Source organism: Kitasatospora sp. NPDC015120 (assembly GCF_043080305.1).
Taxonomy (GTDB): domain Bacteria; phylum Actinomycetota; class Actinomycetes; order Streptomycetales; family Streptomycetaceae; genus Kitasatospora.
This window is the reverse complement of record NZ_JBIBVJ010000012.1, coordinates 134,384-148,008: the sequence shown is the minus strand read 5'-3', so window position 1 is coordinate 148,008 and position 13,625 is coordinate 134,384. Positions and strand designations below refer to the sequence as shown.

At 71.4% G+C, this 13,625-nt stretch carries 14 protein-coding genes and 1 tRNA gene; 8 read left to right on the top strand and 7 right to left on the bottom strand.

Annotation, left to right across the window (positions count from 1 at the left end):
- Positions 1 to 358: 358 nt before the first annotated feature.
- Positions 359 to 1,636, bottom strand: coding sequence for a PTS transporter subunit EIIC (locus ACF1AK_RS25105; protein WP_380294237.1), 1,278 nt, complete (start codon positions 1,634 to 1,636; stop codon positions 359 to 361).
- A gap of 407 nt (positions 1,637 to 2,043) precedes the next feature.
- The gene (locus ACF1AK_RS25100) at positions 2,044 to 3,333 is read right to left on the bottom strand and encodes a PTS transporter subunit EIIC (protein ID WP_391501065.1); all 1,290 of its coding nucleotides are present in this window, start codon (positions 3,331 to 3,333) and stop codon (positions 2,044 to 2,046) included.
- A gap of 381 nt (positions 3,334 to 3,714) precedes the next feature.
- Here ACF1AK_RS25100 and ACF1AK_RS25095 point away from each other — a divergent pair, with 381 nt between their 5' ends.
- From ACF1AK_RS25095 to rdgB, 4 genes are all read left to right on the top strand, one after another.
- On the top strand, positions 3,715 to 3,948 hold the full coding sequence (locus ACF1AK_RS25095) for a glucose PTS transporter subunit EIIB (protein ID WP_063349220.1): 234 nt from the start codon (positions 3,715 to 3,717) through the stop codon (positions 3,946 to 3,948).
- A 174-nt stretch (positions 3,949 to 4,122) separates the two neighbouring features.
- Positions 4,123 to 4,857 carry a ribonuclease PH gene (rph, locus tag ACF1AK_RS25090; RefSeq protein WP_380294239.1) on the top strand — a complete coding sequence of 245 codons (735 nt, stop codon included), beginning with the start codon at positions 4,123 to 4,125 and terminating at the stop codon, positions 4,855 to 4,857.
- Positions 4,858 to 5,051: 194 nt separating this feature from the next.
- Positions 5,052 to 5,441, top strand: coding sequence for a hypothetical protein (locus ACF1AK_RS25085; RefSeq protein ID WP_391501064.1), 390 nt, complete (start codon positions 5,052 to 5,054; stop codon positions 5,439 to 5,441).
- A gap of 38 nt (positions 5,442 to 5,479) precedes the next feature.
- Positions 5,480 to 6,085, top strand: a complete 606-nt coding sequence (gene rdgB, locus ACF1AK_RS25080; protein ID WP_391501063.1) for an RdgB/HAM1 family non-canonical purine NTP pyrophosphatase — start codon at positions 5,480 to 5,482, stop codon at positions 6,083 to 6,085.
- A 62-nt stretch (positions 6,086 to 6,147) separates the two neighbouring features.
- Here the strand turns inward: rdgB and ACF1AK_RS25075 are convergent.
- The 3 genes from ACF1AK_RS25075 to ACF1AK_RS25065 all read right to left on the bottom strand — a co-directional run bounded on the left by ACF1AK_RS25075 (position 6,148) and on the right by ACF1AK_RS25065 (position 7,084).
- Positions 6,148 to 6,225: transfer RNA gene (locus ACF1AK_RS25075), tRNA-Leu, on the bottom strand.
- A gap of 14 nt (positions 6,226 to 6,239) precedes the next feature.
- Entirely contained in the window at positions 6,240 to 6,791 is a 552-nt protein-coding gene (locus tag ACF1AK_RS25070) for an HNH endonuclease (RefSeq protein ID WP_391501062.1), read from the bottom strand.
- Entirely contained in the window at positions 6,788 to 7,084 is a 297-nt protein-coding gene (locus ACF1AK_RS25065) for a hypothetical protein (RefSeq protein WP_391501061.1), read from the bottom strand. The genes ACF1AK_RS25070 and ACF1AK_RS25065 overlap by 4 nt, the downstream gene beginning before the upstream one ends.
- A 416-nt stretch (positions 7,085 to 7,500) precedes the next feature.
- Here ACF1AK_RS25065 and ACF1AK_RS25060 point away from each other — a divergent pair, with 416 nt between their 5' ends.
- The gene (locus ACF1AK_RS25060; RefSeq protein ID WP_391501158.1) at positions 7,501 to 9,876 is read left to right on the top strand and encodes a chitinase C-terminal domain-containing protein; all 2,376 of its coding nucleotides are present in this window, start codon (positions 7,501 to 7,503) and stop codon (positions 9,874 to 9,876) included.
- A gap of 96 nt (positions 9,877 to 9,972) precedes the next feature.
- Here ACF1AK_RS25060 and ACF1AK_RS25055 read toward each other — a convergent pair whose 3' ends face one another.
- Together ACF1AK_RS25055 and bcp are read right to left on the bottom strand one after the other, a co-directional pair.
- Positions 9,973 to 10,689 (bottom strand): hypothetical protein, encoded by a 717-nt coding sequence (locus ACF1AK_RS25055; RefSeq protein ID WP_391501060.1) that lies wholly within the window; start codon positions 10,687 to 10,689, stop codon positions 9,973 to 9,975.
- Positions 10,690 to 10,874: 185 nt separating this feature from the next.
- Positions 10,875 to 11,351: a thioredoxin-dependent thiol peroxidase gene (gene bcp, locus ACF1AK_RS25050; protein ID WP_391501059.1), complete on the bottom strand. Its 477-nt coding sequence runs from the start codon at positions 11,349 to 11,351 to the stop codon at positions 10,875 to 10,877.
- A 141-nt stretch (positions 11,352 to 11,492) separates the two neighbouring features.
- Here bcp and ACF1AK_RS25045 point away from each other — a divergent pair, with 141 nt between their 5' ends.
- The 3 genes from ACF1AK_RS25045 to ACF1AK_RS25035 all read left to right on the top strand — a co-directional run bounded on the left by ACF1AK_RS25045 (position 11,493) and on the right by ACF1AK_RS25035 (position 13,624).
- A complete protein-coding gene (locus ACF1AK_RS25045) occupies positions 11,493 to 11,834 on the top strand; it encodes a DUF3618 domain-containing protein (RefSeq protein WP_391501058.1) in 342 nt (113 codons plus the stop codon).
- 199 nt (positions 11,835 to 12,033) lie between these two features.
- Entirely contained in the window at positions 12,034 to 12,336 is a 303-nt protein-coding gene (locus ACF1AK_RS25040) for a co-chaperone GroES (RefSeq protein WP_078881937.1), read from the top strand.
- A 109-nt stretch (positions 12,337 to 12,445) separates the two neighbouring features.
- Complete coding sequence (locus tag ACF1AK_RS25035) at positions 12,446 to 13,624, top strand: winged helix DNA-binding domain-containing protein (RefSeq protein ID WP_391501057.1); 1,179 nt, start codon at positions 12,446 to 12,448, stop codon at positions 13,622 to 13,624.
- Position 13,625: the final 1 nt, after the last annotated feature.

Sequence of the window (13,625 nt, the reverse complement as noted above, 5' to 3'; positions counted from 1 at the left end):
CGGGCACGGGCCGGGCCGCCCGGGGTGCGGGCGGTCGCGGATGACGGGTGGTGCGCGGGCCGGGCGCGGCGGGGACGTCAGCCGGGCGGCGGCGGGGGGAACGCTCGGGTCAGCCGCGACACGCCGCGGACCACACGCGACCGAAGTCGATGTGGCTGCGGGTCACCAGCGGGCGGGGGGCGTTCACCGCTTCAGTTGACCAGCGGGTCCGCGGATCCGTCAACCGCCGTCTCAGCGGGCGGCCGTCGCGGTGGACACCCGGGGCGTCCGCTCCGGGCGCGCGCGAACGGCCCCGCCCCGCCACCCGGGGGAGTGGGTGGCGGGGCGGGGCCGTGAGCGGCGTGCGGTGGTGCGGGGGTCAGGCCTTGGTGACGTCCTCGACCTCGTCGTCGTCCTCGCGACCGGGGGTCTTCAGGTCGAACTTCACGATCGCGAAGCGGAACAGGAAGTAGTAGATCGCGGCGAAGACCAGGCCGAGCGGGATGATCATCCACGGGTCGGTGGCCTTGCTCCAGGCGAGCAGGTAGTCGATCAGGCCGCCGGAGAAGGTGAAGCCGTCGTGCACGCCGAGGGCCCAGGTCACGGCCATCGAGACGGCGGTGAGGATGGCGTGGATGACGTACAGCAGCGGGGCGATGAAGACGAAGGCGAACTCGATCGGCTCGGTGACACCGGTCACGAAGGAGGTCAGCGCCAGCGACAGCATCATGCCGGTGACGGCCTTGCGGCGGTGCGGCTTGGCGGTGTGGGCGATGGCGAACGCGGCGGCCGGCAGGGCGAACATCATGATCGGGAAGAAGCCCGACATGAACTGTCCGGCGGTCGGGTCACCGGCGAAGAAGCGGGTCAGGTCGCCGTGCACGACGGTGCCGTCGGCCTTGGTGAAGTCACCGGTCTGGAACCAGGCGTAGGAGTTCACGAACTGGTGCATGCCGACCGGCAGCAGGCCGCGGTTGACCAGGCCGAAGGCGCCGGCACCGAACGCGCCGGCCCCGATGAGGGTGTCGTTCAGGCTCTTGATGGCGTCGCCGATGGGGCCCCAGGTGAGGGCGAACAGGACGCCGACGGCGGTGCCGACGAAGGCCATGATGATCGGGACGAGACGGCGGCCGTTGAAGAAGCCGAGCCAGTCGACCAGCTTGGTGCGGTGGTACTTCTGCCACAGCACGGCGCTGAGCAGACCGATCACGATGCCGCCGAGGACGCCGGGGTTCTGGTACGTCGCGGCGACCCACTTGCCGTCGGCGATGTGGCCCTCGGTGATCGGGAACGCGGTCAGCACGTTCTTGTAGACCAGGAAGCCGACCAGGGCGGCGAGGGCGGTCGAACCGTCGGCCTTCTTGGCGAAGCCGATGGCGATGCCCACGGCGAAGAGCAGCGGCAGGTTGTCGAAGACGCCGTTGCCGGCGGTGGCGAAGACCGCGGCGACCTTGTTCCAGCCGAGGCCGTCCTTGCCGAAGACGTCGTCCTGGCCCAGACGCATCAGCAGACCGGCGGCGGGGAGAACGGCGATGGGCAGCTGGAGGCTGCGGCCGATCTTCTGCAGACCCTGGAGCAGGTTCTGGCCGAACTTCTTCGTGGGACTGGGTGCGGCCGGAGCCGTGGCGGGCGCCGGTGCCTGCGCAGACTGACTCATGGGGGTGGCTTCCTAACGGCAAGGGCGGGTCGGTCGGGGGGAAGGTGCACAGGGGGCCGAACCGCGAACTGGTCTACACCACACGTGGTGTAGACCAGTTTTGTAGCACGGGCGGAGGTGCCGGGGAACCCTCGAAAGCGCCGCAGATGGGAAGCGCTATGAAATCGAAACCTAGTTGCGGATCGACGATCTTGATTACCCGCCGTGATTGGTATTTTGGCTATTTGCGCAACAAAAAGCCTCCGCCGCCGAGGACTCCACGGCAGGTCACCGGCCGGTCACCGAGCGGCCGCGCCGTCCCGCGGGGCAGCCTCGGCGCCGGGGCCGCGGGCCCGGCCGGATATGCCGAAGGCTCCCGGACCGCCGGTCCGGGAGCCTTTTCGGATTCGCGCTCGGTGACGCTCGGTTTATGCCTTGGTCACGTCCTCGACCTCGCTCTCGTCCTCCCGCCCCGGCGTTTTCAGGTTGAATTTCACGATGATGAAGCGGAAGAGCGCGTAGTACACGGCGGCGAAGCCGAGCCCGATGGGAATGATCAGCCACGGTTTGGTGGCCAGCCCCCAGTTGATCACGTAGTCGATCAGGCCGGCCGAGAAGCTGAAGCCGTCGTGCACCCCCAGCCCCCAGGTGACGGCCATCGAGGCGCCGGTCAGCAACGCGTGCACGCCGTACAGCGCCGGGGCGATGTAGGCGAAGGAGTACTCGATCGGCTCGGTGACACCGGTCACGAAGGAGGTCAGACCGACCGAGAGCATCAGGCCGTAGATCTCCTTGCGGCGGTGCGGCTTGGCCGCGTGGGCGATGGCCAGCGCGGCGGCCGGCAGCGCGAACATCATGATCGGGAAGAAGCCGGACTGGAACTGCCCGGCGGTCGGGTCGCCCCCCAGGAACCGCGGAATGTCGCCGTGCACGACCGTGCCGTCGGGCTTGGTGAACTCGCCGAACTGGAACCAGACGAAGGTGTTCAGCAGCTGGTGCATGCCGATCAGCAGCAGGGCCCGGTTGAAGACGCCGAAGATGCCCGCGCCGCCCGCGCCCAGGTCGGCGAGGTCCTGGCTGAACGTGTTGAGGCCGCGGCCGATCGGCGGCCACACCCAGACCGCCACCACGGCGAGCAGCATGCCGACCAGGGCGGTGATCATCGGCACCAGCCGGCGGCCGTTGAAGAAGCCCAGCCAGTCGACCAGCTTGGTGCGGTGGAAGCGCACCCACAGCCAGGCCGACATCAGGCCGAGCAGGATGCCGCCCAGCACGCCCGGGTTCTGGTACGTCGCGGCCGCCGCCTTCGCCGAGGTGTAGTCCACGCACTGGTCGCTCACCAGCACCGTCGGCGGCTTGCAGTGCTCCGGGAAGGCGTGCAGCACCTTGTAGTAGACGAGGAAGCCGACCACCGCGGCCAGCGCCGTCGAGCCGTCGGCCTTCTTGGCCATGCCGATCGCGACGCCGATGCAGAACAGCATCGGCAGGCCGAGCGAGGAGTCCAGCAGCGCGCCGCCGGCCGCGGCGAAGACCTTGGCGACGTTGTCCCAGCCCAGGCCGTCCTTGCCGAAGACGTCGTCCTGTCCGAGCCGGTTGAGGATGCCGGCGGCCGGGAGCACCGCCACCGGCAGCTGGAGCGAGCGGCCCATCTTCTGGAGGCCGCCGTAGAAGGTGTGCCACCACGTGGTCCGCGGTGCCGTGGCGCCTGCCGAACTCATCCTTCGCCCTCCGAGTGCAGTGTCCGGCCGGTGGCCCCCGCCGGGAGCCTCGGGCGGGGGCCGGGAACACCCGGGGCCCTTCCTGCGTTCATCGGAGTACACATATATTGGTGTAGACCACTTTTGGGACGCAGGCCGCGCGCCGGGAGACGGCCCCACTGCTCGTCATCCTCGGACGTTCGTCCTGGGTCTGCGCGCCGGAATAGGCCGAAAGTGGACTAACGTGGCATATCGGTCCGGCTCGGGTCATGCTGGTCGCGCTGCTCCGCAGCACGCCACGGCACGACCGACCACTGACCACGCGTCACCGTGACCGAGGTCACCGCGCAGGAGACGGCACCCGGCAGAGCAGCCGACGGGCCGCGACAGAGGGAGAAAGCAATGGCCAGCAAGGCTGAGAAGATCGTCGCCGGTCTGGGCGGCATCGACAACATCGAAGAGGTCGAGGGCTGCATCACCCGCCTGCGCACCGAGGTCAAGGACGCCTCCCTGGTCAACGAGGCCGCGCTCAAGGCCGCCGGCGCCCACGGCGTCGTCAAGATGGGCACCGCGATCCAGGTCGTCATCGGCACCGACGCCGACCCGATCGCCGCCGACATCGAGGACATGATGTGAGCTGAGCCCACCCGGCCCGCTCCGCCCGGCCCGCCCGCCCCTCCGGCCGGCGGGCCGCGGCACGTCCGGGCACCCCTGCCCGCCCTCCCGGGCAGACCCGGACGCCCCGGGACGTCCCGGGACGCCTCGGAACGTACCCGGAACACCCGCCGAAACCGACTACGCTCGGTGCCTATGTCACGCATCGACGGCCGCACCCCCGACCAGCTCCGCCCCGTCACCATCGAACGGGGCTGGAGCAAGCACGCCGAAGGCTCCGTCCTCATCTCCTACGGCGACACCAAGGTGCTGTGCACCGCCAGCGTCACCGAGGGCGTCCCGCGCTGGCGCAAGGGCAGCGGCGAGGGCTGGGTCACCGCCGAGTACTCCATGCTCCCGCGCGCCACCAACACCCGTGGCGACCGCGAATCCGTCAAGGGCCGCCTCGGCGGCCGCACCCACGAGATCAGCCGGCTCATCGGCCGCTCGCTGCGCGCCGTGGTCGACCACCGCGCCCTCGCCGAGAACACCATCGTCCTCGACTGCGACGTCCTCCAGGCCGACGGCGGCACCCGCACCGCCGCCATCACCGGCGCCTACGTCGCCCTCGTCGACGCCGTCACCTGGGCCCGCGAGCGCAAGCTGCTGCGCGCCAAGGGCAAGCCGATCACCGGCGGCGTCAGCGCCGTCAGCGTCGGCATCATCGACGGCGTCCCGATGCTCGACCTCCAGTACGAGGAGGACGTCCGCGCCGAGACCGACATGAACATCGTCTGCACCTCCGACGGCCGCTTCGTCGAGGTCCAGGGCACCGCCGAGGGCGCCCCCTTCGACCGCGCGCTCCTCGACCGCCTGCTCGACCTCGGCACCCTCGGCTGCGCCGAGCTCGACGAGGTCCAGCGCAAGGTCCTGGGCGAGCTGGAGGCCTGACCCTCCGGGGCCTCCTGCCCCCTGAGGCAACGCCTCCGCTTGGGTTTCCGGAAATCACCGGGCTCCGGGCCCGGCCGCTGTACACGCCGGGTCCGGAGCCCGTACGGTTCCCGCAGCAGCACCCGTTGCGGGAACCGCGCACCCCTCAGCGCGCGTCCTTCCCCTCCGGATACCCGCGCACCCAGGAGGACCGGATGCCCCAGAGCATCGCCCGCCCCACCATGCTCGCCGTGGCCGGCCTGATCGCCATCCTCCCGCTCAGCGCGGTCAGTTGCTCCGCCGCCCAGAAGGCGATCGACTGCGGCAACACCACCGTCAAGATCGCCGACGACATCAACGAGGTCCGCGACGCCTACGGCAACGCGAGCAATGACGCGGCCGCCGCCGGGCAGGCGATCCAGAAGCTGAAGAACGACCTCGACCAGCTGGGCAAGAACTCCAAGGACACCGACGTCGCCCAGGCCATCACCGACCTCGGCACCCAGGTCGACAAGGTCCAGCAGGCGGTCAACAACAAGCAGGTGCCGGACTTCAAGCCGCTCGGCGACGCCGCCTCGAACCTCACCAAGGTCTGCGTCGGCTGACGCGGGATCACCCCTCCCGTCCGGTTTAGGGTGGGTTCATGACCACTCGACTCATCCTCGCCACCCGTAACCAGCACAAGGTCGCCGAACTGCGCGACATCCTCGGCGACGCCGGCCTGGACGTCGAACTGGTCGGCGCCGACGCCTACCCCGAGATCCCCGACGTCCCCGAGACCGGCGTCACCTTCGCCGAGAACGCCCTGCTCAAGGCGCACGCCCTGGCCCGCGCCACCGGCCTGCCGGCCGTCGCCGACGACTCCGGCCTGTGCGTGGACGTCCTGAACGGCGCCCCCGGCATCTTCTCCGCCCGCTGGTCCGGCAAGCACGGCGACGACCGCGCCAACCTCGACCTGCTGCTCGCCCAGCTCTCCGACATCGCCCCCGAGCACCGCGGGGCCCACTTCTTCTGCGCCGCCGCCCTCGCCCTCCCCGACGGCACCGAGCGCGTCGTCGAGGGCCGCCTCCTCGGCACCCTGCGCACCGCCCCCGCCGGCACCGGCGGCTTCGGCTACGACCCGATCCTCCAGCCCCTCGGCGAGTCCCGCACCTGCGCCGAACTCACCCCCGCCGAGAAGAACGCCATCAGCCACCGCGGCCAGGCCTTCCGCGCCCTCGCCCCGGTCGTGCAGACCCTCCTCGGCTGAGGACCGCGGAAAGGACATCGGCCCGTTTGCCTTCGATCCGAAGGCAAACGGGCCGTTTTGCTTGGTACGCCCGGTGGGACTCGAACCCACGACACTGCGATCCTAAGTCGCAGCCCTCTAGCCAGCTGGGGTACGGGCGCACGCCAGCACAAGCCTACCGGCTGTCGGATGCGCCGATAACAGTCCTGCGGTTCCGTCCGCAGTACGTCGGCGTGACGGCATGGCAGTTCGGACAGAGCAGCCGCAGGTTCTCGCGCCGGTTGTCGAGCCGGTCGCCGTTGATGTGGTCGACCTCCAGCGTCAGCGGAAGGCCTCGCCAGAGCGGTGGGGTGCCGCAGCCGGCGCAGACCTCCGGTGTGCCGATGTGGACGAGCATCGCCCGGAGCCGGTCGCCGGGAACACGGTGACTGCCGGGCGGCAGCACCACCAGGAGGTCCTCCGGACGGACCCGGGGGCCGGTCCTCGCGCCCCGGTTGTGGGCCGAGCCGGTGAAGTGGCCGGTGTCCAGCCCGTGGCGGGCTATGGCGTCCTTGACGAGCTTGCGGGCCCCGCCGCCCTCGCGCAGGCCGAGGGCCCGGATCACCCCGGCGATGCTGGACTGCTCGCGGACGGCCGCGATCACATCGTCGCCGGAGCCCTCCCCGGTGCCGTGCGGGGCGGTGAAGTGCGAGGTGTCGATGCCGAACTCGGCCAGCCGCCGCTTCATGTAGGAGTAGGCACTGCGTACGGCACGACGCCCAGCTCGCGCAGCATCGGGCCGATCCCGGTGGTCCGCGCGGCGGCCTCGGCGAGCTGCTCCCGGCTGTAGCGCCGGCGCTCGTACGCGGGCCTGCCGCCGGTGAAGTGCGAGGTGTCGATGCCGTAGTACCGCAACCGCTTGCTCAGGTAGCTGTGGGTGCCGCCCGCCATCGGCACGCCCAGGCGTCTCATCATGTCGTTGATGCTGGACGACTCCGCGGCGACCGCCGTCAGCAGTTCGCGGGTGTACTTGACCGCCATGGCTCCCCCTCCGGGCTCGTGCGCGCCCGCCCCCCGGGTGGGTGAACGATCGGCGGGGCGTTCGGTCACGGGGGCGCGGCCGGTGGGCGGGCGAGGTGGTCGGCATGCGGAGGGGCGTAGGGGCGACTGGGGCTGGTGGGGTGTCGGCGACCGTCGACAATCGGCCGTTCGACCGGGGATGTTGGGGAATTGATTACCAATTGGTACAGACCTATTGACCTATGTGGTTCAGACCACATAGCTTCGGCGCCAATCTGGTTTCCCCCACGTGCGTGCTCCCCCACAGGCACGCGCCGACACTCTGCCCGGAGGACCGAGTGTTGATCCGATCCTCGGCGGAGCGGCGTCCCACCGCTGCCCGTCGTTCCACGAGCCCGGCGGCCCGCGCCGGCCTGGCCTCGCTGGCGGCTGCCGCGATGGCAGGCCTGCTGGTGGCCACGCTGGGCGCGGCGCCGTCCCAGGCGTCCGCCACCGTCGACAATGCCGCCTGTCGCCCCGACGGCCTCTACGCCACCCCGGGCGTCGACGTCCCGTACTGCAGCGTCTACGACACCAACGGCCGCGAGAAGATGGGCGCGGACCACCAGCGCCGCATCATCGGCTACTTCACCAGCTGGCGCACCGGCAAGGACGGCACCAAGCCGTACCTGGTGAGCGACATCCCGTGGGACAAGGTCACGCACCTCAACTACGCGTTCGCCCACGTCGGTTCGGACAACAAGCTGTCCGTCGGCACCGACAGCCCGGACAACGCGGCCACCGGGATGTCCTTCCCGGGCGTGCCCGGCGCCGAGCTCGACCCGTCGCTGCCCTACAAGGGCCACTTCAACCTGCTGACGAAGTACAAGAAGCAGTACCCGAACGTCAAGACGATGATCTCGGTCGGCGGTTGGACCGAGACCGGCGGGTACTTCGGGGACGACGGCAAGCGCGTCAACTCCGGCGGCTTCTACTCGATGACCGTCAACCCCGACGGCAGCGTCAACCAGGCGGGCATCGACACCTTCGCCAACTCGGCCGTCGACTTCATCAAGAAGTACGGCTTCAACGGCGTCGACGTCGACTACGAGTACCCGACCTCGATGAAGGACGCGGGCAACCCGCTGGACTGGCAGCTCGCCAACGGCAAGCGCGGCTCGCTGGCCAAGGGCTACGCGGCGCTGATGAAGACGCTGCGCGAGAAGCTGGACCGGGCCGGCGCCGCCGACGGCAAGCACTACCTGCTCTCGGTCGCGGCCCCGTCGTCCGGCTACCTGCTGCGCGGCATGGAGACCTTCCAGATCGCGCAGTACCTGGACTACGTCGACATCATGTCGTACGACCTGCACGGCTCCTGGAACAAGTACGTCGGCCCGAACGCCGCGCTGTTCGACGACGGCAAGGACGGCGAGCTGGCGGCGGCCAACGTCTACGGCACCGGTCAGTACGGCGGCATCGGCTACCTGAACGCCGACTGGTCGTACCACTACTTCCGCGGCGCGATGCCGGCCGGCCGGATCAACGTCGGCCTGCCGTACTACACCCGCGGCTTCAAGAACGTCCAGGGCGGCACCAACGGCCTCTGGGGCACCGCCGCCGCGACCACCTGCCCGGTCGGCTCCGGCCTGACCTCGTGCGGTGACGGCGCGGTCGGCATCGACAACATCTGGAACGACAAGGACGACGCGGGCAAGGAGTCCCCGGCCGGGTCGAACCCGATGTGGCACGCCAAGAACCTGGAGAAGGGCGTCGTGCCCGACTACCTCTCCAAGTACGGCGTGACCGACACCGCCCTGCAGGGCAGCTACGTGCGCAACTACAGCTCCACCCTGGTGGCGCCGTGGCTGTGGAACGACGCCAAGAAGGTGTACCTGTCCACCGAGGACGAGCAGTCGATCGCCGCCAAGGCCGACTACGTCGTCAACCAGGGTGCCGGCGGCACGATGATCTGGGAGCTCGCGGGCGACTACAAGTGGGACGCGACCGCCAACGGCGGCAAGGGCCAGTACGTGCCCGGTGACACGCTGACCACGCTGATGTACGACAAGTTCAAGGCGGCCTCGCCGTACGGCGCGACCCGCTCGACGATCGCGCTGCCGCAGCAGACCCTGCCGATCGACGTGTCGTTCACCAACTTCGCGCTGGGTGACTCGAACTACCCGATCAACCCGAAGATCCACATCGTCAACAACTCGACGACGACCCTGCCGGGCGGGACCGAGTTCCAGTTCGACTACAGCAACTCGGCCCCGGGCAACGCCAAGGACCAGTCCGGCTTCGGTCTGACCGTGATCAAGCAGGACCACCCGGGCACCGGCAACGTGGGCGGCCTCAAGGGCACCTACAACCGGGTCTCGGTGAAGCTGCCTGGCTGGCAGTCGCTGGCGCCGGGCGCGTCGATCGACATGGACTTCGTCTACTACCTGCCGGTGTCCACCCCGTCCAACTGGACGGTCAACGTGGGCGGCACGCTGTACGGCCTCAAGGGCGACCTGACCCGCGGTGCGGTGGACGGCGGCACGACGCCTCCGACCACTCCGCCGACCACTCCGCCGACCACCCCGCCGACGACGCCTCCCACGACGCCGCCGACCACGCCCCCCACCACGCCGCCGACCACTCCGCCCACGACGCCGCCGACCACGCCGGCCGGTTGCGCGGGTGCGCCGAGCTGGGACGCGGGCGCCACCTACGCGACCCCGACCAAGGTCTCCTGGAAGGGCCACTACTACCAGAACAAGTGGTGGACCAAGGGCGACGACCCGAGCGCCAGCGGCGCCTGGGGTGTCTGGAGCGACCTCGGCACCTGCTGATGACAGCGGACGCCTGAGGTGAGAGACGGCGGTGGCGGTGCACCCGGTCGGGGGGTGCGCCGCCACCGCTGCTTTCGTGCCCGGGCCCGCTCGGGCCTACTTCTCGATGTCGCCGCGCATCTTGGCGAACAGGGCGGCGGCCTCGGCCGGGGTGGTCTTCGGGAACAGCGCGACGCCGGCCGTGGAGGTGTCGGACCAGCCACAGACGACGTCGGTGGTCGGCGCCTCCGGCAGCTTCAGGCACTCCAGCGACCCGCCGAGCGGGCCGGCCGGGAACGGGGTGGCGGTGGTCGGATCGCCCGTGGAGCCGTTCTGCAGGGCGTAGTCGATCATGCCGCGCCAGAGGTGCTCGCGGCGCTTGGCCGGGTCCTCGGGGATGTTGTCGACGGCGATCAGCAGGATCCGGCGGCCGGAGGTCTGGCCGGGGCGGTCGAAGTTGGAGAGCACCATGTGCATGTTCTCGCGCATCTCGCCCGGGTCGACGGCGACGTCGGAGACCGCGTCCTGGCCGATGGTCTTCGCGAGCCCGCCGGCCGTCCTGGCCTCGACCACCTGGCGCTTGCCGGCCGGGGCCGCGGAGGCGGGGGCGGCCGGAGTGGCGGAGGTGGCCGCGGCGGTGGTGGGTGCGGCGGAGGTGGGCGCGGCCGGGGCGGCGGAGGTCGGCCGGCCGGTCGCGGTGGCCGGCGCGGTCGCGGCCGGGGTGGCCGCGGTGCTCGGCGGCGGTGCGGCGGTGTCGTCGTTCTCCGGCCCGCACGCGGTCAGCGCGAGCGCCGCGACGATCGCGCCGGCGACGGCGACACGGGCGGTGGACACGGATCTGGCACTCTGCACGGCTCTACTCCTGTGAACAGGGACGGGACCCGGGGCGACCGGCACCCGGTGAGCAGAACGCTAGAGGGTTCCGGGCCCGCGCCGACAGGTCCCGGGCAGAGCGCGGACAGCACCGGGACACGGCGGTGACGAACCGTCATCCGCCGCCGCCGCGCCCGGGCGGTGCGTCAGTCCGTCGCGACCTTGAGGTCCCGCAGCAGCTTGGCCACGTGGCCGGTCGCCTTGACGTTGTACAGCGCGTGCTCGACCTTGCCCTGCTCGTCCACGACGACGGTGGAGCGGATCACCCCGGTGACGGTCTTGCCGTACAGCTTCTTCTCGCCGAACGCGCCGTAGGCCTCCAGCACCTTCTTCTCCGGGTCGGAGAGCAGGGTGACCTTGAGGTCCTCGGCCTCGCGGAACCTGCCGAGCTTCTCCGGCTTGTCCGGCGAGATGCCGATGACGTCGTAGCCGGCCCCGGAGAAGACCTCCAGGTTGTCGGTGAAGTCGCAGGCCTGCTTGGTGCAGCCGGGGGTGAGCGCGGCCGGGTAGAAGTAGACGATCACCTTGCGGCCGAGGTGGCCGGCGAGGGACACCTCGTTGCCGTCGGCGTCGGGCAGGGTGAAGGCGGGCGCGGTGTCGCCGGGCTGGAGACGCTCACTCACGGGGTTTCTCCTGGTGCTGGACGGGCGGTCGTACCACGGCAAACTTACCTCCGATGGTGGGTGGGGCCGCGCGGCCCCACGTGGCAGCTGACACACTGGGTCAGTCGCACAGGACGAACATCAGTGAATGGGGTGGCCCGAGTGGGCGAGGCGAGCAGTACGGACAAGTCGGCGCGGACGACCGCCCAGATCGAGGCGGACATCACCCGGACCCGCACCCAGCTGGCGGCGACGCTGGACGAGCTCGCCGTGCGCGTGCACCCGACCACGATCTCCGCCCAGGTCAAGGCGAAGGCCGTGGCCGCCGTCGAGGAGAAGGCCGGCCGGGCGTACGTGGCCGCGAGCGGGCTGGTCGAGCAGGCCCGCGCGCAGTTCGTGGACGAGAAGGGGCAGCCGCGCAAGGAGCGGATCGTCCCGGCCGCGCTGGTCGGCGTCGGCCTGGTGCTGCTGGTCGCCTCGGCGCGCAGGCGCCGCAAGGGCTGAGCGCCGCCCGGTCCGCCCCGGGCCGGGCACCCGGTGCCCGGCCCGGGGCCGTTCGCCTGCCGGGCCGGCCTCACACGCCGCGCCCGGGAGCGGTACCTTCGGGGTCGTGAGTACGAACGACGAACCGACCCAGCAGTCCCTCCCCGCCGAGGGCGACGCGCCGCGTCACGACCGGCTCGGCGAGAAGCTCCCGATCAAGATGCTGCACGACCGCGTGCTGGTGAAGACCGAGGCCGGCGAGGGCGAGCGCCGTTCCACCGGCGGCATCCTGATCCCGGCGACCGCGGAGATCTCCAAGCGCTGCGCCTGGGCGGAGGCGGTCGCCGTCGGTCAGAGCGTGCGCTCCGTCGAGCCCGGTGACCGGGTGCTGTACGACCCCGAGGACAAGCTGGAGGTCGAGGTCCGCGGCGCCACCTACGTCCTGCTGCGCGAGCGCGACCTGCACGCCGTCGCGGCGATGCGCTTCGGCGACACCGAGGGGTCGACCGGGCTGTACCTGTAACCGGAGGGGCCTGCGTGGGCCGCCGTGCCGAGGGCGCGGCGGCCCACCGGCGTCTCCGGGCGGCGTCCGGGGTCCGGCGGGGGCGTCCGGCGGGCCCTAGGATCCGCCCATGGCGATCAACGGAGCGGTTCCGGTCGGCGACGGACAGCGGCGGGCGCGGCTGGGGCGGCGGTTGCTGCTGGCGCCCGGGCGGCGGGCGGCGCGGGTGGAGGAGGTGGCCGACGCGGTCGTCGGGCTGCACGCCACCGATGCCGCGACCGTGTACCTGTCGGCGTGCGCGCGGCTGCGCGAGCCGTCGGCGGCCGAGGTGGAGCGGGCGCTGTACGACGACGTCTCGCTGGTGAAGCTGCTGTCGATGCGGCGGACGCTCTTCGCGGTGACCGAGGAGTTCGCGCCGTACGTGAGCGCGGCGGCGGCGCGGCAGATCGCGGCCAAGGAGCGGGCGACCCTGCTGAAGCACCTCGGGGAGTTCGCCGAGGGGTGGAGCGAGGCCCGGCTGGCGCGGACCGAGCGGGAGGTGCTGGCGGCGCTGGCGGTGCGCGGCGAGGCGACCACGGCCGAACTGGGCGCGGACGTGCCGGCGCTGCGCGAGACGATGCTGATGTCGGCGGGCAAGCCGTACGAGGCGAAGCAGAGCGTGGGGAGCCGGCTGCTGCGGCTGCTGGCCTCGGACGGGCACGTGCGCCGGTGCCGGCCGCGCGGGTCGTGGCTGAGCAGCAGCTACCCGTGGGCGCCGGTGGCGCCCTGGCCGGAGGTGCCGGTGCGGGAGGCGAAGGCGGAGGTGGTGCGGCGCTGGCTGGCGGCGTACGGGCCGGGCACCGTCGAGGATGTGACGTGGTGGACGGGCTGGACGCTGGGGGAGGTGCGCCGGGCGCTGGCCGACCTGGGGGTGGTGGAGGTGGCGCTGGAGGGCGGCGCGGTGGGTCTGGTGCTGCCGGGGGACGAGGGGGCGGTGGCGGAGCCGGAGCCGTGGGCGGCGCTGCTGCCGGCGCTGGATCCGGCGGTGATGGGCTGGCGGGGCCGGGGCTGGTACCTGCGGCCGGAGGACGTGCCGGCGCTGTTCGACCGGGCGGGGAACGCGGGGCCGACGGTGTGGTGGTGCGGCCGGGTGGTCGGCGGCTGGGCGCAGCGGTCGGACGGCGAGGTGGTGTGGCGGCTGTTCGAGGACGTCGGGGCGGGGGCGGTCGCGGCGGTCGCGGCGCAGGCGGAGCGGTTGGCGGGCTGGCTGGGGGAGGTCAGGGTGACGCCGCGGTTCCGGACGCCGCTGGAGCGCGAGCTGTCGGCCTGAG

What these genes read in the sequence shown, in the direction of transcription:
- ACF1AK_RS25065 (WP_391501061.1), bottom strand. Translation starts at nt 7,084, where the DNA reads ATGGCGGTCAAGTACACCCGCGAACTGCTGACGGCGGTCGCCGCGGAG.
- rdgB (WP_391501063.1), top strand. Translation starts at nt 5,480, where the DNA reads ATGACCACTCGACTCATCCTCGCCACCCGTAACCAGCACAAGGTCGCC.
- ACF1AK_RS25070 (WP_391501062.1), bottom strand. Translation starts at nt 6,791, where the DNA reads ATGAAGCGGCGGCTGGCCGAGTTCGGCATCGACACCTCGCACTTCACC.
- ACF1AK_RS25085 (WP_391501064.1), top strand. Translation starts at nt 5,052, where the DNA reads ATGCCCCAGAGCATCGCCCGCCCCACCATGCTCGCCGTGGCCGGCCTG.
- rph (WP_380294239.1), top strand. Translation starts at nt 4,123, where the DNA reads ATGTCACGCATCGACGGCCGCACCCCCGACCAGCTCCGCCCCGTCACC.
- ACF1AK_RS25105 (WP_380294237.1), bottom strand. Translation starts at nt 1,636, where the DNA reads ATGAGTCAGTCTGCGCAGGCACCGGCGCCCGCCACGGCTCCGGCCGCA.
- ACF1AK_RS25095 (WP_063349220.1), top strand. Translation starts at nt 3,715, where the DNA reads ATGGCCAGCAAGGCTGAGAAGATCGTCGCCGGTCTGGGCGGCATCGAC.
- ACF1AK_RS25035 (WP_391501057.1), top strand. Translation starts at nt 12,446, where the DNA reads ATGGCGATCAACGGAGCGGTTCCGGTCGGCGACGGACAGCGGCGGGCG.
- ACF1AK_RS25040 (WP_078881937.1), top strand. Translation starts at nt 12,034, where the DNA reads ATGCTGCACGACCGCGTGCTGGTGAAGACCGAGGCCGGCGAGGGCGAG.
- ACF1AK_RS25100 (WP_391501065.1), bottom strand. Translation starts at nt 3,333, where the DNA reads ATGAGTTCGGCAGGCGCCACGGCACCGCGGACCACGTGGTGGCACACC.
- ACF1AK_RS25060 (WP_391501158.1), top strand. Translation starts at nt 7,501, where the DNA reads ATGGCAGGCCTGCTGGTGGCCACGCTGGGCGCGGCGCCGTCCCAGGCG.